This window comes from Pseudomonas sp. BIGb0176 (genome assembly GCF_024810175.1).
In the GTDB taxonomy this organism is placed as follows: domain Bacteria; phylum Pseudomonadota; class Gammaproteobacteria; order Pseudomonadales; family Pseudomonadaceae; genus Aquipseudomonas; species Aquipseudomonas protegens.
Genome location: NZ_JANUEC010000001.1, coordinates 974,289 through 993,329, shown reverse-complemented (window position 1 = coordinate 993,329; position 19,041 = coordinate 974,289). Strand labels below are relative to the sequence as shown.

The 19,041-nt window shown below is 65.0% G+C and carries 15 protein-coding genes; 6 read left to right on the top strand and 9 right to left on the bottom strand.

Annotated features, from left to right (window positions below; genetic code table 11):
- Nucleotides 1-143: 143 nt before the first annotated feature.
- A complete protein-coding gene (dapA, locus tag M2395_RS04305) occupies nucleotides 144-992 on the top strand; it encodes a 4-hydroxy-tetrahydrodipicolinate synthase (protein ID WP_123430680.1) in 849 nt (282 codons plus the stop codon).
- A gap of 114 nt (nucleotides 993-1,106) precedes the next feature.
- Here dapA and M2395_RS04300 read toward each other — a convergent pair whose 3' ends face one another.
- The 3 genes from M2395_RS04300 to M2395_RS04290 all read right to left on the bottom strand — a co-directional run bounded on the left by M2395_RS04300 (nucleotide 1,107) and on the right by M2395_RS04290 (nucleotide 4,031).
- The gene (locus M2395_RS04300) at nucleotides 1,107-1,763 is read right to left on the bottom strand and encodes a ribonuclease T2 family protein (RefSeq protein WP_123430679.1); all 657 of its coding nucleotides are present in this window, start codon (nucleotides 1,761-1,763) and stop codon (nucleotides 1,107-1,109) included.
- A gap of 171 nt (nucleotides 1,764-1,934) precedes the next feature.
- The gene (locus M2395_RS04295) at nucleotides 1,935-2,570 is read right to left on the bottom strand and encodes a LysE family translocator (protein ID WP_123430678.1); all 636 of its coding nucleotides are present in this window, start codon (nucleotides 2,568-2,570) and stop codon (nucleotides 1,935-1,937) included.
- A gap of 129 nt (nucleotides 2,571-2,699) precedes the next feature.
- Entirely contained in the window at nucleotides 2,700-4,031 is a 1,332-nt protein-coding gene (locus tag M2395_RS04290) for an HD domain-containing phosphohydrolase (protein ID WP_077934223.1), read from the bottom strand.
- 201 nt (nucleotides 4,032-4,232) lie between these two features.
- On the opposite strand from M2395_RS04290, the gene M2395_RS04285 reads away from it, so the two are divergent.
- Genes M2395_RS04285 through M2395_RS04265 form a run of 5 tightly spaced genes read left to right on the top strand, consistent with a single transcriptional unit; the run spans nucleotide 4,233 to nucleotide 11,820 of the window.
- Nucleotides 4,233-6,158 (top strand): GGDEF and EAL domain-containing protein, encoded by a 1,926-nt coding sequence (locus tag M2395_RS04285; RefSeq protein WP_077934224.1) that lies wholly within the window; start codon nucleotides 4,233-4,235, stop codon nucleotides 6,156-6,158.
- Entirely contained in the window at nucleotides 6,148-7,143 is a 996-nt protein-coding gene (locus tag M2395_RS04280; protein ID WP_123430677.1) for a cytochrome-c peroxidase, read from the top strand. Before M2395_RS04285 ends, M2395_RS04280 begins: the two co-directional genes overlap by 11 nt.
- The gene (locus tag M2395_RS04275) at nucleotides 7,140-8,945 is read left to right on the top strand and encodes a DAHL domain-containing protein (protein WP_015635841.1); all 1,806 of its coding nucleotides are present in this window, start codon (nucleotides 7,140-7,142) and stop codon (nucleotides 8,943-8,945) included. The genes M2395_RS04280 and M2395_RS04275 overlap by 4 nt, the downstream gene beginning before the upstream one ends.
- Nucleotides 8,945-10,363: an ATP-binding protein gene (locus M2395_RS04270; protein WP_011061610.1), complete on the top strand. Its 1,419-nt coding sequence runs from the start codon at nucleotides 8,945-8,947 to the stop codon at nucleotides 10,361-10,363. The genes M2395_RS04275 and M2395_RS04270 overlap by 1 nt, the downstream gene beginning before the upstream one ends.
- Before the next feature lie 44 nt (nucleotides 10,364-10,407).
- Complete coding sequence (locus tag M2395_RS04265; RefSeq protein ID WP_011061611.1) at nucleotides 10,408-11,820, top strand: DUF2252 domain-containing protein; 1,413 nt, start codon at nucleotides 10,408-10,410, stop codon at nucleotides 11,818-11,820.
- A 9-nt stretch (nucleotides 11,821-11,829) separates the two neighbouring features.
- Here M2395_RS04265 and M2395_RS04260 read toward each other — a convergent pair whose 3' ends face one another.
- The 6 genes from M2395_RS04260 to fabV form a co-directional block, all read right to left on the bottom strand.
- Nucleotides 11,830-14,397 carry an EAL domain-containing protein gene (locus M2395_RS04260; RefSeq protein WP_123430676.1) on the bottom strand — a complete coding sequence of 856 codons (2,568 nt, stop codon included), beginning with the start codon at nucleotides 14,395-14,397 and terminating at the stop codon, nucleotides 11,830-11,832.
- A 192-nt stretch (nucleotides 14,398-14,589) separates the two neighbouring features.
- Entirely contained in the window at nucleotides 14,590-15,543 is a 954-nt protein-coding gene (gene nudK / locus M2395_RS04255) for a GDP-mannose pyrophosphatase NudK (protein ID WP_053158892.1), read from the bottom strand.
- Nucleotides 15,540-16,529, bottom strand: coding sequence for an SMI1/KNR4 family protein (locus M2395_RS04250; protein WP_077934229.1), 990 nt, complete (start codon nucleotides 16,527-16,529; stop codon nucleotides 15,540-15,542). The genes nudK and M2395_RS04250 overlap by 4 nt, the downstream gene beginning before the upstream one ends.
- 67 nt (nucleotides 16,530-16,596) lie before the next feature.
- The gene (locus M2395_RS04245) at nucleotides 16,597-16,908 is read right to left on the bottom strand and encodes an AzlD domain-containing protein (RefSeq protein WP_011061615.1); all 312 of its coding nucleotides are present in this window, start codon (nucleotides 16,906-16,908) and stop codon (nucleotides 16,597-16,599) included.
- Nucleotides 16,908-17,606, bottom strand: a complete 699-nt coding sequence (locus M2395_RS04240) for an AzlC family ABC transporter permease (RefSeq protein WP_011061616.1) — start codon at nucleotides 17,604-17,606, stop codon at nucleotides 16,908-16,910. Before M2395_RS04240 ends, M2395_RS04245 begins: the two co-directional genes overlap by 1 nt.
- A gap of 238 nt (nucleotides 17,607-17,844) precedes the next feature.
- Nucleotides 17,845-19,041, bottom strand: coding sequence for an enoyl-ACP reductase FabV (fabV, locus tag M2395_RS04235; protein ID WP_011061617.1), 1,197 nt, complete (start codon nucleotides 19,039-19,041; stop codon nucleotides 17,845-17,847).

The following is a 19,041-nucleotide window of genomic DNA, read 5'->3' as shown; positions in this document are numbered from 1 at the left end:
GAAACAGTCGCTCATGTGACCGGGGCGCTGTGTCCCGTCAGATGAGCTGACAGGACCTCAAGCGCTACGGACACCCTCCCCCTGCTTACCGCCCTTCTACTCTTCTGACGACGACCCGACGGTCAACCATCAGGAGAACACGCATGTCATCGTTTCAAGGTATCTGGGTCCCTATCGTCACCCCTTTCATCGACGGTGCCGTCGATTTCGCCGCCCTGGGGCGCTTGACCACTCACCTGCTGGAAAGCGGCGTAGCCGGGCTGGTGGTTTGCGGCACCACCGGCGAGGCCGCGGCCCTGGACAAGGACGAGCAGTTCGCGGTGCTCGATGCGGTGCTGGAGCGAGCCCCCGCCGGGAAGGTGATCATGGGGCTGGCGGGCAATAACCTGAAGTCGCTGCTGAGCCTGCAGGAACAGATCCTCGAGCGTGCGGTGGCCGCCTTGCTGGTGCCCGCGCCCTACTACATCCGGCCGTCGCAAGCAGCCCTGGAGAGCTTCTTCGCCACCGTGGCCGACGCCTCCAGCGTGCCGCTGATTGTCTACGACATTCCCTACCGCACCGGGGTGAGCCTGGACACCGCTACTTTGCTGAACATCGTGGCCCATCCACGGATCGCGGCGGTCAAGGACTGTGGCGGCAACCTGGAAAAGACCCTGGCGCTACTGGCCTGCGGGCAGATCGAAGTGCTGTGCGGCGAGGACCTGCAATTGTTCAACGCCTTGTGCCTGGGCGCCCATGGGGCCATTGCGGCCTCGGCGCATATCCACCCGCAACGGTTCGTCGCCTTGCTGCAACAGGTCCGGGCACAGCAACTGGACGCGGCCCGGAGCACCTTCATGCAACTGGTGCCGCTGATCAAGGCGCTGTTCGCCGAACCCAACCCGGCGCCGGTCAAGGCACTGCTGGCCCACCAGGGGTTGATCGGAACGCAGTTGCGAGCACCGATGCAAGATTGCAGCCGCGCTCTGCAAACCCTGCTCCGCACCCTGTAGGAGCGGGCTTGCCGGCGAAGAGGCCGCCACGGCTTGCACCCGCCCCAGGTAGGCTTTCGCGGGCAAGCCAGCTCCTACAGCGATGCGACATCGGTGGGGTTCTTGCAGGTGCCTTCAGCGGATGGGCGGAATGCGGATCTGCCCGGCGCGGCACTGGTTCTTCACGCCTTTGCCGCAGGCGCCGAACTCCAGGTCCTTGGTCAGGCAAACACGAACTTCGGACAGCTCGGGGCCGCTGCACAGAATGGCGATGCCGTTCTCGGCAATCCCCGGGTTGCTCTGGCGAAACTGCTGGGCAATCTGGCTGGCCTCGAAATAGCGCACCGTGGTCGAAGGCTGCAGCGCCTCGGGAATCTGTACCCTGGCCAGGGCCTTGTCCGCGGCATCCAGGTACCCCATGGGCCCCAGGCCGCTGCAGGAGCCGTGCTTGCTCCATTCATGATTCATCAGCTTGGCGGTGGGAAACAGGGTCAGGCCCTTGGCCCGTTCCTGGGCATTGAGCTGGGTCAGGGGTGGGCAGGACTCGGGCCAGCCACCCTTGGCGTATTGCGGCCACAGGCCGTGCAGGACAAAACCGTAGCCCTTGCCGGTGCACTGCTCGTTTTCCGGGTGCATCAGGCAGAAGGTCGGCGACCAGGACAGGGTCAGCAGGTAGTAGTCGAAGGTACCCGCCACCGAGTCGCGCTGCTGCTTGGGCTGACGTGCGTCGCTGATGCCCACCATCCCCAGGGTCAGCACCAGGGCTGCCATCAGGGTAAAAAACTTTCTCATCGTGACCTTCTCCTTGGGGAAGCGCATCGTCCTGGCCCCGCCATCGGGGTGGAACGGATTGAAAACAACCTGATCTTTCTGGCAGGCCGGCGTTGCCGGAACATGACAGCAATTGCCCGGTGTCCCGCAGAAGCCGGTCAGGCAGCGGCCCGGAGAATACCCGCCAATGCCCTAGGCGGCAGCGCCCTCACTGCGCCGATACAGGCCGACACCCAGCGCCAGCACCGCCAGCAGGCCGGCACAACTGCGGTTGATCCAGCCCATGACCCGGGCGGAAAAGCGCGCCATGGCCCGCCGGCCACCCACGGCATAGAGGCTCATCATCAGGCAGTCCACCAGGGCGCTGACCACGGCCAGGATCAGGTACTGCTCGGCCACCGGCTGCTCCGGGCGCACGAACTGCGGCACGAAGGCGGAGAAAAACAGCAGGCCCTTGGGGTTTGACAGCCCCACCAGCAACGCCCGGCGAAACGCCGACCAGCCGCTGGCCGAGGCCCCGCCCGCCGTACAGGCCAGGGCACGGGTCGGCGCTCGCCACAAGCCCCAGGCCAGATACAGCAGATAGGCCGCGCCGCAGCTCTTGACCACCACGAACAGCTCTTGCGAGGCCTGCAGCAACGCCCCCAGGCCGCAGCCCACCGCGCCGATCAGCAGCAGGTCGGACAACGCCGCGCCGGCGATGCCCCAGCCAGCCACCCGCATGCCATGCACCGCGCCATTGTTCAAGGCCAGCAACATCGAGGGGCCGGGGGTAATCATCACCGCGCTGACGGTGACGATGTACAGCAGCAGGGTTGGTATATCCATGGGTTCGCTCCAGGGTCATCCGCCGCGATCCGAAATCGCCCGGAGCACCTCAGGGCGCCCACTACGCGGGGGGCAAAATATGACGGATCACTGCGGCACCGGGCAAGCACGACGGACCGCACACGCCACTCAGGCGTCGGGAACGCTGACGAAGATGCTGTAGCGGGCCCCTTCCATGGCTTCGAAGGCGATCAGTTTCTGCACCAGCGGTTCGCTGAGCACCTTGCCGGCATTGAGCAGCAACATGCCGTTGTCGGCATTCAGGTTGCGCCGCAGGACCATCCCGGCCTGCAGCTCCCGGGTTCCCAGGACCCTGACCGTCGGATCATCGACGGTGACATCGCTCTGGTAGGCGGCACAGACCTGGACAAAGTCTTCCACCAGATTCGGGTCGTACAGGCGGCCCGCGTACTTGCGAATGAACAGCAGGGCTTCATCGCTGTTCATGTGCCGCTCCAGAATCAGCCCGCACTGCAACTCGATGAAATCCACCGCCAGCTTCAACAGCCGGGAGCCCCAGGGAATCGCCTCGCCCTTGAGGCGCTGGGGAAAGCCGCTGCCGTCCCAGCGCTCCTGGTGATGAAGGATCAGCCGCGCGGCATCCTGCATCGGTTCCAGTGCCATCAGCACCGATTCGCTCTGCTCGGGGTAGGCGCGGTAGCGCGCCTGATCGGTATGGCGCAACAAGTCCGCCGGCGCCAGCAGCATGGCATCGCTCCAGCTCAACTTGCCGATGTTGTACAGGGCCGCCGCCATGGTCAGGTCGCGGCTGCTGGCCTCGTCCAGGCCGTGCCTTTTGCAGCAGGCACGCACCAGTTCGATGATCTTGCGGTTGGTTTGCTTGTCCGCGGGCAGCCGCAGGTTGGCCAGCAGCGAAAACACCTCGGTGGCGGTCACATAGCTGTGCTTGAGTTCTTCGTAGGCCAGGTCGAGCATGTCGGCAGTCTGCTGCAGCTCCGCGGTCCGCGAAGCCACATGCCGTTCCAGGCTGGCGTTGCTGGCCTTGAGTTGCTGGTTCTGCTCCAGGACCAACTGCTGCAAACGCTTGAGCTCACGCTCGGCGAGCTGGTGCTCCAGGGTCTGGCGCAGAATCAGCAGCAGCTCTTCGTCATTCCAGGGCTTGCTCAGGTACTGGTGGATCTGCCCGTCGTTGACGGCCTTGATGATGGTGTTCAGATCGGCATAACCGGTGAGCAGGATTCGCCGCACCGCCGGGTACTTCTCCCGCACCCGGGCCAACAGGGCCGCGCCGTCCATGCCGGGCATGCGCGCGTCGCTCATCACCAGGTCGACGGGGCCTTCGGCGAGGATCTCCAGCGCTCTGGCGCCGCTGTTGGCCAGCAGCACTTCATAGGGCTCGGGACGCAGCAGGCGCTTGAGACTGTTGAGAATCGACTCCTCGTCGTCCACCAGCAACACACGTGGACGCCTACCTGGCTCAACCGGCTGCGGATCTTCCATGGGGCTCTCCCTGTGCGGCATAGGCTGCCCCGCTCCGTGCTCACGGACGGCTCGGCAGCGGCGGTTTTTCCCAGACAATCCTAGATGAGTTTTTTATTTTCACGCCATTGCCCCCCGCGAAATAAATTCGTCAACCGCGGCACTGCGCAATGACTATGCTGACAACGTTGCAAGGCGGGCTCAGGGTACTAGGGAAGGTCTATGGACGCTGGCAGTGACGCACAGACAAAGGCACAAGACGCCTCGGACCAGCCCCCAGGGCGGGCCAACCGACGGATCCTGATTGTCGATGACAGCCCGGCAATCCATGAGGACTTCCACAAGATCCTGGCCCCGCGCCAGGCCCCGGACCTGAGCCTGGCCGAGCAACAGTTGTTCGGCCACGCCACGATGCCAGCGCAGCAAGCGCCCTTCTGCCTCGATTCGGCGTTCCAGGGCCAAGAGGCCCTGGCCCGGGTCGAAGCGTCCCTGGCCATGGGCCTGCCCTATGCCATGGCGTTCATCGACATGCGCATGCCCCCCGGCTGGGATGGCCTGGAAACCATCGAGCGCTTGTGGAACGCCGACCCGGACCTGCAGATCGCCCTGTGCACCGCCTATTCCGACTATTCCTGGGAAGCCATGGCGCAACGCCTGGCATTCGGCGACCAGTTGCTGATCCTGAAAAAGCCCTTCGACAGCCTGGAAATCCGCCAGATGGCCAGCGCGCTGACCTGGAAGTGGCAGATGGCACAGGACGCCCGGCAGAAACTCGACGACCTGCAACAGACCATCGAAAGACGGGTGGCCGAACTGCTCAAGGTCTCCCACCTGCTGCACTACGACGTGCTCACCGGCCTGCCCTCCAGCACCTTGCTGGGAGACCGCCTGGGCCAGGCCATGACGCGGGCCCGCCGTTATGAGCAGCGGCTGGCGGTGATGTTCTTCGGCCTGGACCGGTTCAAGCGGATCAACCATGCCCTGGGATACCCGGCCGGGGACGAGTTGCTCAAGAGAATCGCCCGGCGCCTGGAACAAGGCATGCGCGAGTCGGACTCGCTGTTTCGCTACGGCTCCGACGAGTTCGTGGTGGTGCTCCATGACCAGCAGCATCCGGCGCAGATACGCGCGCTTGCGCAAAAGCTGCTGGCCACCGTGAGCCAGTTCGATGACATCGCCGGGCACGACCTGCAGGTGACGGCCAGCCTGGGCATCAGCCTGTACCCCGAGGATGGCCAGGATGCCCTGGCGCTGATCAAGAAAGCCGAGATGGCCATGCGCACCAGCAAGGAGCAGGCACCGGGCAGCTACTGTTTCTTCACCGATGACATGACGCACCGGGCCCGGGAGCAGCAATACCTGGAGTCGGGGATTCTCCAGGCCCTGGAACGCCGGGAGTTCCACCTGCATTACCAGCCGAAAATCCACCTGGCCTCGGGCAATGTGGTAGGCGCTGAAGCGCTGATTCGCTGGCAACGCCCGCAACAGGGCTGGATCAGCCCCGAGCTGTTCATTCCAGTGGCCGAAGACAGCGGCTTGATCACCCGCATCAGCCAATGGGTCCTGGGGGAAGCCACTCGCCAGTGCCGGGCCTGGCAGAACGCCGGCCTGCCCCCTGTGCCGTTGTCCATCAACCTGTCGGCGGCTGACTTCAGGCAGCCGCAACTGCTCCAGCAACTGCGCGACGCGCTCAGCGACAACGCCCTGGACCCGGCCTGGCTGGAACTGGAAATCACCGAAGGCGTACTGCTGCAGAACGTCGAGGTCACGCTGGCTACCCTGCTGGCGATCAAGGCCCTGGGCGTGCGCCTGGCCGTCGATGATTTCGGTACCGGCTATTCGAGCCTGAGCTACCTGCGCAAGTTTCCCGTGGATGTGCTCAAGATCGACCAATCCTTCATCCACGGCCTGAGCCACGAACACAAGGACGCCGTACTGGTCAGCGCCATCATCAACCTGGGGCGCAGCCTGAACCTGAAGGTCATCGCCGAAGGGGTGGAGACGCACCAGCAACTGACCTTTCTCCAGCAGCAAGGCTGCGAGGAAGCCCAGGGCTACTACTTCAGCAAGGCCCTGCCCGCCGAAGACTTCGCTCGCCTGCTGGGCAAGCACAGGCCGCAGTTCCAGGTGACGGACCATGACCACTGAACAACCGCGCCAGCCGCTGCGCCGCCGCGCACGGGTACTGCTCCTGCTGCTCTGGGCAGGGCTGGGCGCCACCAGCCCGAGCGCTTTCGCCGCGCCCCTGGACGAACCGCTCAAGCCGTTGCCCGCACCGCCGGCACTCGACCCCCAGCGGGTCGAGCTCGGGCGCCAGCTGTTCAACGAACCGCGCCTGTCCCAGGACCACAGCCTGTCCTGTGCCAGCTGCCACCGGCTGGACCAGGGCGGGGCCGACTCCCAGGCAAAATCGTCGGGTTTCAAGGGGCAACCCACCCGGGTCAACACCCCCAGCGTGTTCAATGCCGCGCTGAATTTCCGGCAGTTCTGGGACGGGCGCGTCGAATCCCTGGAAGCGCAGATCGACAGCGTCGTGCAAAGCCCCAGCGAGATGGGCAACACCTGGTCGGCGCTGATCCGCACCTTGAGCGATGACAGCGCCTACCAGAAGTCCTTCGGTGCCCTGTACCCGGACGGCATCACCGCAGCCAACGTGCAAAATGCCCTGGCCACCTATGAAAAGACCTTGCTCAGCGCCAACTCGCGGTTCGACCAGTACCTGCAAGGCAATACCGACATCCTCAGCCTGGAAGAAAAATACGGTTACCAGCGCTTCAAGGATTACGGCTGCATCGCCTGCCACCAGGGGGTCAATATCGGCGGCAACATGTTTCAGAAGTTCGGCGTGATGGGCGACTACTTCGCTGCCCGGGGCAACCCCATTGACGCCGACCTGGGGCGCTTCCTGGTCACCGGCGACGAACAGGACCGCAACGTGTTCAAGGTGCCCAGCCTGCGCAATGTCGCAGTGACTGCGCCCTACTTCCATGACGGTTCGGCGCCGACCCTGGAGCAGGCAGTGGAAGTCATGTTCAAGTATCAGCTGGGGCGCCCGCCCAATACCCAGGACATCAGCCTGATCGTCAAGTTTCTCAAGACCCTGACCGGCGAATGGCAGGGCAAGCCCTTATGAAGCTGTCCCGACGCGTGCCGATCATGCTGCTGTCGCTACTGACCCTGAGCCTGGTGCTGGGGCTGGCCTTTCTCTACTTCAAGACGGTGATCGGCCAGCCCTCGAACTACGTACTGGCGCGGGACCTGATCAGCCATATCAAGCAGTTGAATGCCCAATGGGAAACCGAGGTGCTCAAGGCTCGGATCGCCATCACCCACGACTACGATCCACTGGTCATGCCGGTGCAAGAGATCAACCAGCTGTGGAACCGCTTCGATCAGCTTTCACAACAGAACCACAATGACCCGGCCGCCTGGACGGCCGGCCACCAGGCGTTCATCGAGGCCTTCCAGGAAAAGGCCGGCCTGGTGGAGCGTTTCAAGACCCACAACGCGGTGCTGCGCAACTCCCTGGCGTTCCTGCCCACTGCCGAAGACGATATCCAGCGCCGCCTGGCCGGCCTTGACGACCAGGCGCGGCTGTCAGAGCAGACCATTGCCATCGATACCTATGACCTGCTGCTCAGCAGCCTGGAGTTCGCCCAGGTTTCCAGCGACGACCGGGCCGCAGACATCCTGGTGGGGCTGAACAAACTGGCGGTCAACAAGGAGCGCCTGCCCGAACCCATGCATGAGCCGGTGGAGATCCTCAGCAACCACGTCTCGGTGATTCTGCGGGAGCAGCCGGTGGTCAACGACCTGCTGGAGCGCATCACCTCGATCCCCATCGCCCAGCGCCTGGACGACATCACCCATCTGCTCAACGCCGATCAGTCGCAGGCCGACCTGCAGGACCAGAAGGCCCACCAGTACCTGCTGCTCTTTGCCGCCTTGCTGGTGATACTGATTCTCTACCTGGCCGTCAGGCTGGTACGCAGCTACGCGGTCATCCGCCGGGTGAACACGGCCCTGCAGAGCGCCAACGAGCACCTGGAACACCGGGTCGAGGAACGCACCCGGGAGCTCAAGGAAGCCCAGAGCGAACTCATGGACAGCGCCCGCCAGGCGGGCATGGCGGAAATTGCGACCAACGTCCTGCACAACGTCGGCAACGTGCTCAACAGCGTGAATATCTGCAGCGAAATGCTCAGCCGCACCCTGCGCTCCAGCAAGGCACAAGGGCTGGGCAAGGCCATGCAGTTGATCAACCAGCACCAGGATGACCTGGGGCGTTTTTTCACCGAAGACGACAAAGGCAAGCTGCTCCCCGGCTACCTCAATCAATTGGTCGAAGCCATAGCCACCGAGCAGCAGGGCATGGGCGAAGAACTGGCTCAGTTGGCCCGCAGCGTCGACCACATCAAGGAAATCGTCGCCACCCAGCAATCCTATGCCGGAGCCTCTCGGCTGATAGAACCCCTGCGGGTCGCCGAGCTGATCGAAGACGCCCTGCGCATGAACTCCGGCGCCCTGGCCCGGCATCAGGTCACGGTGGTCAAGGACTATGGCCCGTTGCCTCCGGTGATGGGCGACAAGCACCGCATGCTGCTGATCCTGATCAACCTGATCAGCAACGCCAAGTACGCCATGTCCAACCTCGATGATCATTCACGGACCCTGACCCTGAGCGCCAGAGTGCTGGACGGCCAGACCCTGAGCATCAGCGTCAAGGATGAAGGCGAAGGCATCCCCGCGGAGAACCTGACGCGGATTTTTTCCCACGGCTTCACCACCCGCAAGGACGGCCACGGCTTCGGCTTGCATAGCTGCGCCCTGGCGGCCATGGAGATGGGTGGACAATTGAATGTGCACAGTGATGGCCCCGGCCTGGGCGCCACCTTCACTCTGGACATCCCGCTGATCAGCGCAGAGGACCCATGATGGACCAGTTGAACAATCGCCGGATCCTGCTGATCGACGATACCCCGTCGATCCACGAGGACTTTCGCAAGATCCTCACCCCGCCCGAGGCAGACGACAACGGCCTGGATGACCTGGAGGCACAGCTGTTCGGCGCCACGGCCAAGCCCCGGCAACAGCCTTTCGAACTGGATTCGGCCTACGGCGGCGAGGAAGGCCTGGCCATGGTCTGCCAGGCCCAAGAGCGGCAGCGTCCCTATGCCCTGGCGTTTGTCGACATGCGCATGCCCCAGGGCTGGGACGGCGCGCAGACCATCGAACGCCTCTGGCAACAGGACCCGCGGCTACAGGTGGTGGTGTGCACCGCCTACTCCGACTATTCCTGGGAAGAGCTGCTGGAGCGCCTGCAGGGTCATCACCGCCTGCTGATCCTGAAGAAGCCCTTTGACAACATCGAAGTCCAGCAGATGGCCAACACCCTGACCAGCAAGTGGGAAATGACCGCCCGCGCGCTTTTGCAAATGCATCACCTGGAGCACCTGGTGCAGCAGCGCACCGAAGACCTGAGGCAGGCCGGGGCGGCGCTGCAACTGGAGATCGACGAACGCAAGCAGTTGGAAAACCAGCTGGTGCAATCGGAAAAACTGGCCTCCCTCGGGCAACTGGCCGCCGGGGTCGCCCACGAAATCAACAACCCCATCGGTTTCGTGTCCTCCAACCTCGGCAGCCTGGCAGGCTACCTGCAGCAGCTCGACCAGATGCTCAGCGCCTATCGCCAGGCCGAAGAAGCCATCGCCGCGCCGGAACTGCGCAAGCACCTGCAGAGCCTGCGCGAGAGCATCGACCTGGACTTCCTCCAGCAGGACATTCCGGTACTGATCAGGGAGTCCAAGGAAGGCATCGGCCGGGTGGCGCAGATCGTCAAGGACCTGAAGAACTTCTCCCGGGTCGACAGCGACCAGCAATGGCAGCTGGCGAGCCTGCAACAGGGCATCGACTCGACCCTGAACATTGTTGCCAACGAACTCAAGTACAAGGCCGACCTGGTCACCGACTACCAGCCGTTGCCGGAAATCGAATGCCTGCCCTCCCAACTCAATCAAGTGGTGATGAACCTGGTGGTCAACGCGGCGCAGGCCATAGGCCCCGAGCGCGGCACCATTACCCTGCGCAACGGCGTGGACGGCGAGCGGGTCTGGCTGGAGGTCAGCGACAGCGGCTGCGGCATCGACCAGGAGCACCTGGCCAAGATCTTCGACCCCTTCTTCACCACCAAGCCGGTGGGCCAGGGGACCGGCCTGGGCCTGTCGCTGTCCTACGGCATCGTCAAGAAGCACGGCGGGCAGATCAGCGTGCAGAGCCAGCCGGGCGTCGGCAGCACCTTTCGCGTGGAACTGCCGATCCGGCAGGCGCGTCAGGAGTTGCCCGCACAACCCTAGCCAAACCGCCCCCCTACCGCTAAGGCCTGGCACAGGAGCTGTCCATGAACCGCCCCGACGATTCGATCAAGCTCGGCAAGCAAGCCCGCAAGGACTGCCCCCGCAGCTCCCATTCCGATCCCGGGCAGATCAAGCGCGACCCCTTGCCGTTGATCGAGGCCTCCAGCCAGGGCCGGGTCCAGTCCCTGGTGGCACTGCGCTACGGGCGCATGCTGGTGTCGCCCTTCACCTTCTACCGTGGCAACGCCCTGCTCCAGGCCCACGACCTGGCCAGCACCCCGGACATGGGCCTGCGCTCGACCATCTGTGGCGACTGCCACCTGATGAACTTCGGCGGCTTTGCCACCCCCGAGCGCAACCTGCTGTTCAGCGTCAACGACTTCGACGAGGTCCATCCCGGCCCCTGGGAGTGGGACCTCAAGCGCCTGGTGGCGAGCTTCCTGATTGCCGCCCGGCACCTGCGCCACGGCCCGGGGGTCGAAGAGGCCCTGTGCCGCGAACTGGTGGGCGCCTATCAGCGCAGCATGGCCACCTGCGCCGGGCAAAGCGCCCTGGAGATCTGGTACGACGCCCTGACCTACGAAGACCTGCTGCACCAGGCGCGCTCCAACAGCGACACCCTGGAGCATGTGCAACGGGCCATCGACAAGGCCGCCCGGCGCACCCATGCCGAGCTCCTGCCCAAGATCAGCGAACGCGACGCCCGGGGCCGCCTGCTGATTCGCGACGACCTGCCGGAAATCTTCCACCTGCACAACACCACCAGCCTGCTGGACCCCGACGATGACTGGATGCGCCTGGAAGACTGGCGGCCGCTGTACGACACCTTCATGCGCGACTACCGCGGCACCCTGCAGGCCGACCGCCGCGACCTGCTGGCACGGTTCCAGCCCAGCGACCTGGCCTTCAAGGTGGTGGGGGTTGGCAGCGTCGGCACCCGCTGCCTGGTGGCGCTGCTCACCGACGCCCAGCAGCGGCCACTGTTCCTGCAATTCAAGGAAGCCCGGCGCTCGGTGCTCGCCGACTATGTGCGCGAACGCTCAAAGCCAAGGCACAACGGCCAGCGGGTGGTGGAAGGCCAGCGCCTGATGCAGTCCGCCAGCGATCTGTTCCTGGGCTGGACCACCGGCCCCAACGGCCGTCATTTCTATGTGCGCCAACTGCGCGACATGAAGGTCTCGGCGGAACTTGAGACCTTCGACGAGGACACCTTCGCCGCCTATGCCAGGATCTGCGGCCGGGCCCTGGCCCGGGCCCACGCCAAGGCCTCGGGCCAGGCCGCGCGGATCAGCGGCTACATCGGCAAGAGCGAAACCCTGGCCGAAGCCCTGTGGCACTACGCCCAGGCCTATGCCACGCAGAACGAACGGGATTTCGAGCGTTTCCAGCAGGCCTGCCGCAAAGGCCGCCTGCAAGCGCGCTCGGAGGCCGACTTCGCCGCCGACCACCTGCCCTGAAACACAGGCTCAGGTGATCGGGCGCGAGGCCCGGGCGGCTTCGCCATAGAGTTTCAGCAGGGCCTCCTGGTCCAGCGGCGGGCTCAGGTGCGGGCCCTGCACCTCATCGCACTGAATGTCGCGCAAGACCCCGAACTGCTCTGCGGCCTGCACCCCCTCGGCGACCACCCGCAAGGACAATGCATGCCCCAGGTCGACAATCGCCTCGACAATGGAGCGCCCGGCATCGTTGTGGTTGAGCCGGGCGATGAAGCTGCTGTCGATCTTCAGGCCATCCAGGGGGAAGGTCTGCAGGTACTGCAGCGCCGAGTAGCCGGTGCCGAAATCGTCGATCAGCAACTGCACCCCCAGCGCCTTGAGCCCCTGCATGATGGTGAGCACGTGGCGGCTGTCGTCCAGCAGCACCTTGTCGGTCATTTCCAGCTCCAGGCGTGACGGCTCCAGGCCGCTCTGCTTGAGCACCGCCGCGATCCGCGCCACCAGCTGGCCGCGCAGGAATTCCGCCGGCGACAGCTTGACCGCCAGCAGTCGGCCTTCCGGCCAGGCTCGCGCCGCACGACAGGCTGCGTGCAGTACCCAGTTGCTCAGCGGCAGGATCAACCCGGTGTCCTCGGCAATCGGCACGAACACGTCCGGCCCCAGCAAGCCATGCTGGGGATGCTGCCAGCGCACCAGGGCCTCGGCGCCCATCAATTGGCCATCGAGCACGCGGTAGCGCGGCTGGAAATGCAGGAGCAGCTGGTCCTGCTCGATGGCATGGCGCAGGTCACGCTCCAGGCGCCGCCGTTCGATGATCCGCACATTCATGTAGGGCGCATAGAAACGCCAGGTGCTGCGCCCCGCCGCTTTCGCCTCGTACAGGGCGATGTCGGCAAAGCGCATCAGTTCTTCGGCCTGGGAGGCGTCGCCCGGGGCCCGGGCAATGCCGATGCTGGCGCTGATGAAGACCTCGTGCCCGGCGATATAGAACGGTTCCTCGATCCGCTCGATCAGCCGCCGGCACAAGCCTTCGATCTCGTGGCCAGCCACCTGGCCGGTGACCACCAGGACAAACTCGTCGCCGCCGACCCGGGCCACCAGGTCCTCGCTGCGCAGGCATTGGGCCAGGCGCTGGGACACCTCGTGCAGCACCTGGTCGCCAGCGGCGTGCCCCAGCAGGTCGTTCACCGGTTTGAAACGGTCCAGGTCGACGCTGAGCATCAGCAGGGGTTCCTGCAGGGTCGGCGGGGCCTGCAGCCGGCCTTCGAGAAACTCCTGCATGCGGGTGCGGTTGGCAAGGCCGGTCAAGGCATCGTGCTGGGACAGGTACTCGACCCGCCTTCGAGCCGCGACCTCCTCGGTGATATCACTGGCGGTGCCGCGAAAGCCCCCGGCGGCCATGGCCCGCACCGACAGGCGACAGACTCGCGCCTGCCCCTGGCCATCCCGGTACAGGCACTGCTGGATCGCCTGGGAACGCCGCTCCGGGGCCGCCAGCCACTGGCCCAGCGAACCCTGTTCGCAGCTCAGCAGCTCGGTCATCGGCCGCCCCAGGGTCGACTCCCGGGTCAACCCGGTGACCGCCTCGAAACGTTCGGACAGGTAGGTAAAGCACAGCTGCCCGTCGACTTCCCAGATCCAGTCGGACGCAGCTTCAGCCACATCGCGAAAGCGCTCCTCGCTCGCGGCCAGGGCCCAGCGGTTGGCGCGCAGCGCCTGGACCTGCCGGTCCATGACCTGCGCTGCAGCATCGGCGCGGCGCAACAGGAACGCCGCCATCAGGCCCACCAGCAGGCCGGCCAGCAGCAACAGCGGCATCACCAGCACCAGCAACTGGTGCCCGGGGCGCGCCGGCCGCCATTGCAGGGTTCCGGCGCCGTCGGGCAAGTCCAGGGTCGGCAAGCTCTGGTCCGTGGCGGCACGGGCCACCTGCAGATGCTCGATGTCCAGGCCTTGGCCCAGGGCCAGTAACCGCGCCGGGTCGAAACGGGCGACGAAGATCAGCACCGACTGCGGCCCGGCATCAGGGCGCACTTGCGGGTCGTTGCCCGGGCCTATGACAGCGGCGAGCACCAGCGCCGGGGTGCCGGCAATCGACTGGTAACGGTCCACCACCTTGCCGCCGGCCTCGCGCGCTGCGCTGACCAGGGGCGGCAACGCCTCGCCCAGCCAGTCGCGGGCATCCATCTCGCTGAGGTCGCCGGCCACCAGGGAGTACACGGTGTGGCCGGCCGGGTTGATCACGAACACCCCGTCAAAGCCCAGGTCGCGGTACAGCGTGGGGCCGAAATTCTGCCGGTTGAAGGCCCAGTCCAGGTCGACCTTAAGGTGCAGGTGCTGGTAGGCATCGCCCCAGAGGGCGTAGTCCTTGAGGGTGGTGCGGGCATTGCCGGCAAAGGATTGCAGGGCCTTGTCGATGTCCAGGCGGTTGTGCTGCTCGGCCTCGAGGTTCTGGTCGAGGGCGATGTATACCAGCAACACACCGGTGAAGAGAAACAGCGCCAGCAGCAGCCCCGAGCACCCCAGCAAGGTGGCGCGGGTCAGCGCCTGATTGGAGGTGCTGCGCCCTTGAGACGGATCAAGACCGAAGTTTTCCATAGTGCTCCAGGCGCCATAACGACAAACCGACCGGTGCGACCCTCCCTCACGCGGCCTTCGACGAAGCTCCCGCTTGCCTATTGACGATAGACAGTTTTTCCCCGCAGGGCCTGAAGAAAAGCCCCTGGCGGGGCCTGTGCGGGTATTCCTCCGGCGCCGATTGCCGGCGCCGGGGCATCCTGGAGCGGCGCGTCAGCCTGTGCCGCCGGGCACCACCGGCAGTTGCTCCACCCGGTGATAGAGGGCCAGGCCCAGGCGCTGGCCGATCTCGACCATGGCATCGCAGCCCGCCGACGGCCCGCCGATGCGCAGCACCGCATCGCAGCGTTCCAGCAGGCGCTCGGCGTAGGCATGAAAGCGCTGGTTGTAGATCCCGTCGCCCACCGCCCGGGAACCCGCCAGCCGGGTCATGGGCAACGCCACCCATTCCCCCAGTACCGGAAAGTGCCCCGCCGCCAGGACCTGCGCCGCGCAGTGCTCCATGGCCTCGACATTGCGCGCCAGCAGCGCCGGGTCATCGTCGGTACCAGAGCGATAAGGGCCGGCCACCAGCACCATCAGGCTGCGGGGCTTGAGCACATGCAGTTGCAGGTATTGCAGGAGCATGATGGTCTTGCCGTCGGCGATCTCCCCGCTCTTGATCATGCCCAGGGCCTGGTCGATATCCAGTTCCAGGACCTCGATGTCCTCGCCCTCGTGCTCCAGCCCGCCGCCTGCGTCGATCCGGTCTTCGGCCTGGTAATGGCCAATGAAGAAATGCACCCGCTCGGTCACCGAACCCGGGCTCATGAAGGCATCGAAGACCTTCTGCACCTCGCCGACCCGGTAGCCGGTTTCCTCCTGGGCTTCCTGGCGGATGCGCACCTCGGGGCTGGCGTTGTCCAGGAGCCCGGCAGCGGTCTCGATCAGGTAGCCGCTGTGGCCGTTGACGAAGGCCGGCATGCGGAACTGCCGGGTCAGCAGCACCGTGCGCCGTTGCAGGTTGTACAGCAGGATGGTTGCGCCATTGCCCCGGTCGTAGACCTCGCGGTCCTGGGCCTGCCAGCTGCCGTCGCGGCGGCGCAGCTCGAAACTGTACTTCTTCAGCACGTACCAGTTGTCGGAGAGGGTCTGTTCGGCGGTGATGCGGATGGTTTCCTCGCTCATGGCTGCTCCTGGGCGTGAAGGGGTGCGGGGCGAAACCCGGCCAGTTGTTCCAGCAATTGCGCCTGGTAGGCCGGGGCCAGGGCGAACCCGCCCGCCGCCTGCCGCAGTTGGCCGCCTGCCAGGCGGTTACGGAACCAGTCGCGGATGAAGTCCGGGGCGTAGCCGCCGGTGCCGAAGCCCCTGGCGAAGGCGATCATGTCCTGATAGACCTGCAGGTACGCCTCTTTGTCGGGGACCGGGTAGCGATTCTGGTACAGCCAGAACTGCAGGTCATAGAGCAGTTGCGACAGTGGATCGGCATGCAGGGCGAAGTAGCGCTTCTCATGGACGATGCGCAAGGCGATCTGGCGGATCAGCGGCCCCAGGTCGGGGACTGCGCTGAAATGGCCGAGCAGTTCCTCCAGCAGGGGCGAGAACGGCGCGTGGGCGACCTTGTCCAGATCATCCAGGTAATCCTGTTCCGAGGTGTCGTAGACCTCGGGCGACACCAGCCCGCGGACAAAGGCCTCGAAATCCGCTGCCAGCACTGTCACCGCGTAGTCGGCCTCCTGGTCCACATGCACCACCCGCGGCTCGCCCTCGGGCCCGCACTCGCTGTAGTCCAGGGCAACCATGTCATGGCCGGCGGAGGGGCAATCGCAGATGTACACCCCCAGGTCCGGGTAGCCCCACTCCTCGATCATGAAACGGCTGCCCAGGCCACCGCCCAGGGAATAGTCGCCATCGCAGCCGATGCTCAGAAAGCTGTCGATCGCGCAGTGGTCCTCGGCCCAGGAGGTGCCCTGCTCGGTGGGGAAACAGCTGAGGTGCGGGCGCCCGCCGTTGTAGCGGTTCATGAAGGCCACGTAGGACAGCGGCAGGCGATAGCCCAGTTGCGCCTGCAACTGGGCTATGACGCCAGGGCTGGCGGGGGGCTGGTTGATCTTGCTGCTGGTGGCCCGGTCCCAGAACGCGTCCAGGTCGATATCGTGGGGAAATTCGCTCATCCGATGCATCCGTTGCGGTTGAAGGTCGGCCGGTGCCGAAAGCTGCACAGGCTACCGCAAACGGCCCTCAGAACCACCAGCGCAGGAGGAAAAAGAACCCCATGCTCAACAGCATGCTGAGCAGGGTGTTGCGGGTGTAGATCACCAGCGCAATGGCCACCAGGGAGCTGAGCAGGTAGGGGTTGCTCCAGTGCAGGTTCAGCTCGTGGTCGGGCATGAACACGATGGGGCCGCAGATCGCCGTGAGCATGCCCGGCACCGCAAAGCCGAGGAACTGCCGGGCATTGCTGCTCAAGCGCAACGGCAGGCGCGGTTCGAGAAACACGTAGCGATTGAGAAAGACCAACAGGCCCATGCCGAAGATGACTGCCCAGACCATCATGCTTGCCCCCGATAGAGTTTGTTGCAGACAAAACCTGCGGTCATGCCCGCCAGCCCCGACAGCACCAGCGCCGATCCCCAGTGCCAGTAGCTGAACAGCACCGAGCAGAACAGCGATACGGCAACGCAGACCACGGTGGGCACATTGCGCACCAGTGGCGTGATCAGGGCGATGAAGGTGGCGGCGATGGAGAAGTCCAGGCCCAGGTGCTCAAGGCCGGGAATGCTCTTGCCCAGCACGATGCCCAGCAGGGTGAAGAGGTTCCAGGCCACGTAGAAGGTCAGGCCCACGCCCAGGGCGTACCAGCGGTCGAACTGCTGCTTGTCGTGGGCGCTGGTCAAGGCGAACAGCTCGTCGGTGAGCAGAAAGCCCAGGCCCACCCGCCAGCGGCCCGGCAAGGGCGAGATCACCGAGCGCATGCTCATGCCGTAGAGCAAGTGCTGGGACGTGAGCAGCAAGGTGGTGAGCAGGATCGAGAAGATCCCCGCCCCGCCCTTGAGCATGCCGATGGCCACCAATTGCGCGGCCCCGGCGAAAACGATGCTCGACAGGCCCTGGCCCTGCAGCGGCGTGAGATTGGCCTCGATGGCCATGGAACCGGCCAGCAGCCCCCAGGGCGCGGTGGCCAGGGACAGCGGCATGATGGCGATGGCGCCACGGATGAACGCGGCACGGGGTAGGAGAACGCTGGACATAGAACCCTGCACACAAGTAACGGACGCTGACTGTGCCATCTGCCGGCGCCCCTGGCTTGAACGATCTTGCGCAATTGCCCCGCCCCGCCCTCGTAGGAGCTGGCTTGCCAGCGAAGGCGCCTCCAAGCACAAGACCTGCGGGCCTCTTCGCCAGCAAGCTGGCTCCTACGGGAAATAGGGGGATGCAAACGACAGCGCCCCTCACGAGGGAGGGGCGCTGGCTGATGCTACGAGCGGATTACAGCTGGATCAGGTTGCTGATCTTCACGTCCGGATCGACGTCGGCTTCGTAGTCGACACCTTCGATCTCGAAACCGAACAGGCGCAGGAACTCTTGCTTGTAACCGACGAAATCGGTCATCTCGTAGAGGTTCTCGCTGGTCACCTGGTCCCACAGCTGCTTGACCCGGTCCTGGACCGCCGGTTGCAGTTCCTTGTAGTCGGCACGCAGGCGGCCTTCCTGGTCGATCACCGGCTCGCTGTTGTACAGGCTATCCTTGTACAGGCCGTAGACCTGTTCGATGCAACCTTCGTGGCTGCCCTGCTCCTTCATCACCTTGAACAGCAGCGACAGGTACAGCGGCATGATCGGGATCGCCGAGCTGGCCTGGGTCACCACGGCCTTGAGCACCGACACCCGGGCGTCGCCGCCCAGGCCGGCCAGTTGCTGGCGCATGCCGATGACTTTCTGGTCCAGGTCCTTCTTGGCTTCGCCAATGGAACCGTTCCAGTAGATGTCGTGGGTCAGCTTCTCGCCCAGGTAGGTGAAGGCGGTGGTCTTGGCGCCTTCGGCCAGGACACCGGCTTCGTGCAGCGCGTCGATCCACATCTGCCAGTCTTCGCCGCCCATCACCGCCACGGTGCCGTCGATCTCTTCCTGGGTCGCTGGCTGCAGGGTGGTTTCCTTGACGATTTCCTTGTCGGTGTCGACACCGCGCAGGGTCACGGACTTGCCCAGTGGCTTGAGGGTCGAGCTCAGCACTTCACCGGTCTTGGGGTGGGTGCGGCGCGGTGCGGCCAGGCTGTAGACCACCAGGTCGATCTTGCCCAGGTCGCGCTTGATGGTCTCGATGGTCTCGGCCTTGACCGCATCGGAGAAGGCATCGCCGTTGATGCTCTTGGCGTACAGGCCCTTTTCTTCGGCGAACTTGTGGAACGCCGCGGTGTTGTACCAGCCGGCGGTGCCCAGCTTGCCGTCAACGCTGCCGCGCTCGAAGAACACCCCGAGGGTGTTGGCGCCACAGCCGAACGCTGCGGTGATCCGCGCTGCCAGGCCGTAGCCGGTGGAAGCGCCGAGTACCAGTACGTTCTTCGGCCCTGCGTCGATGGCGCCCTGCTGGGTGACGTAATCGATCTGTTGCTTGACGTTGGCTTCACAGCCGACCGGGTGGGTCGTCACACAGATAAAGCCGCGAACGCGGGGTTTGATGACCAT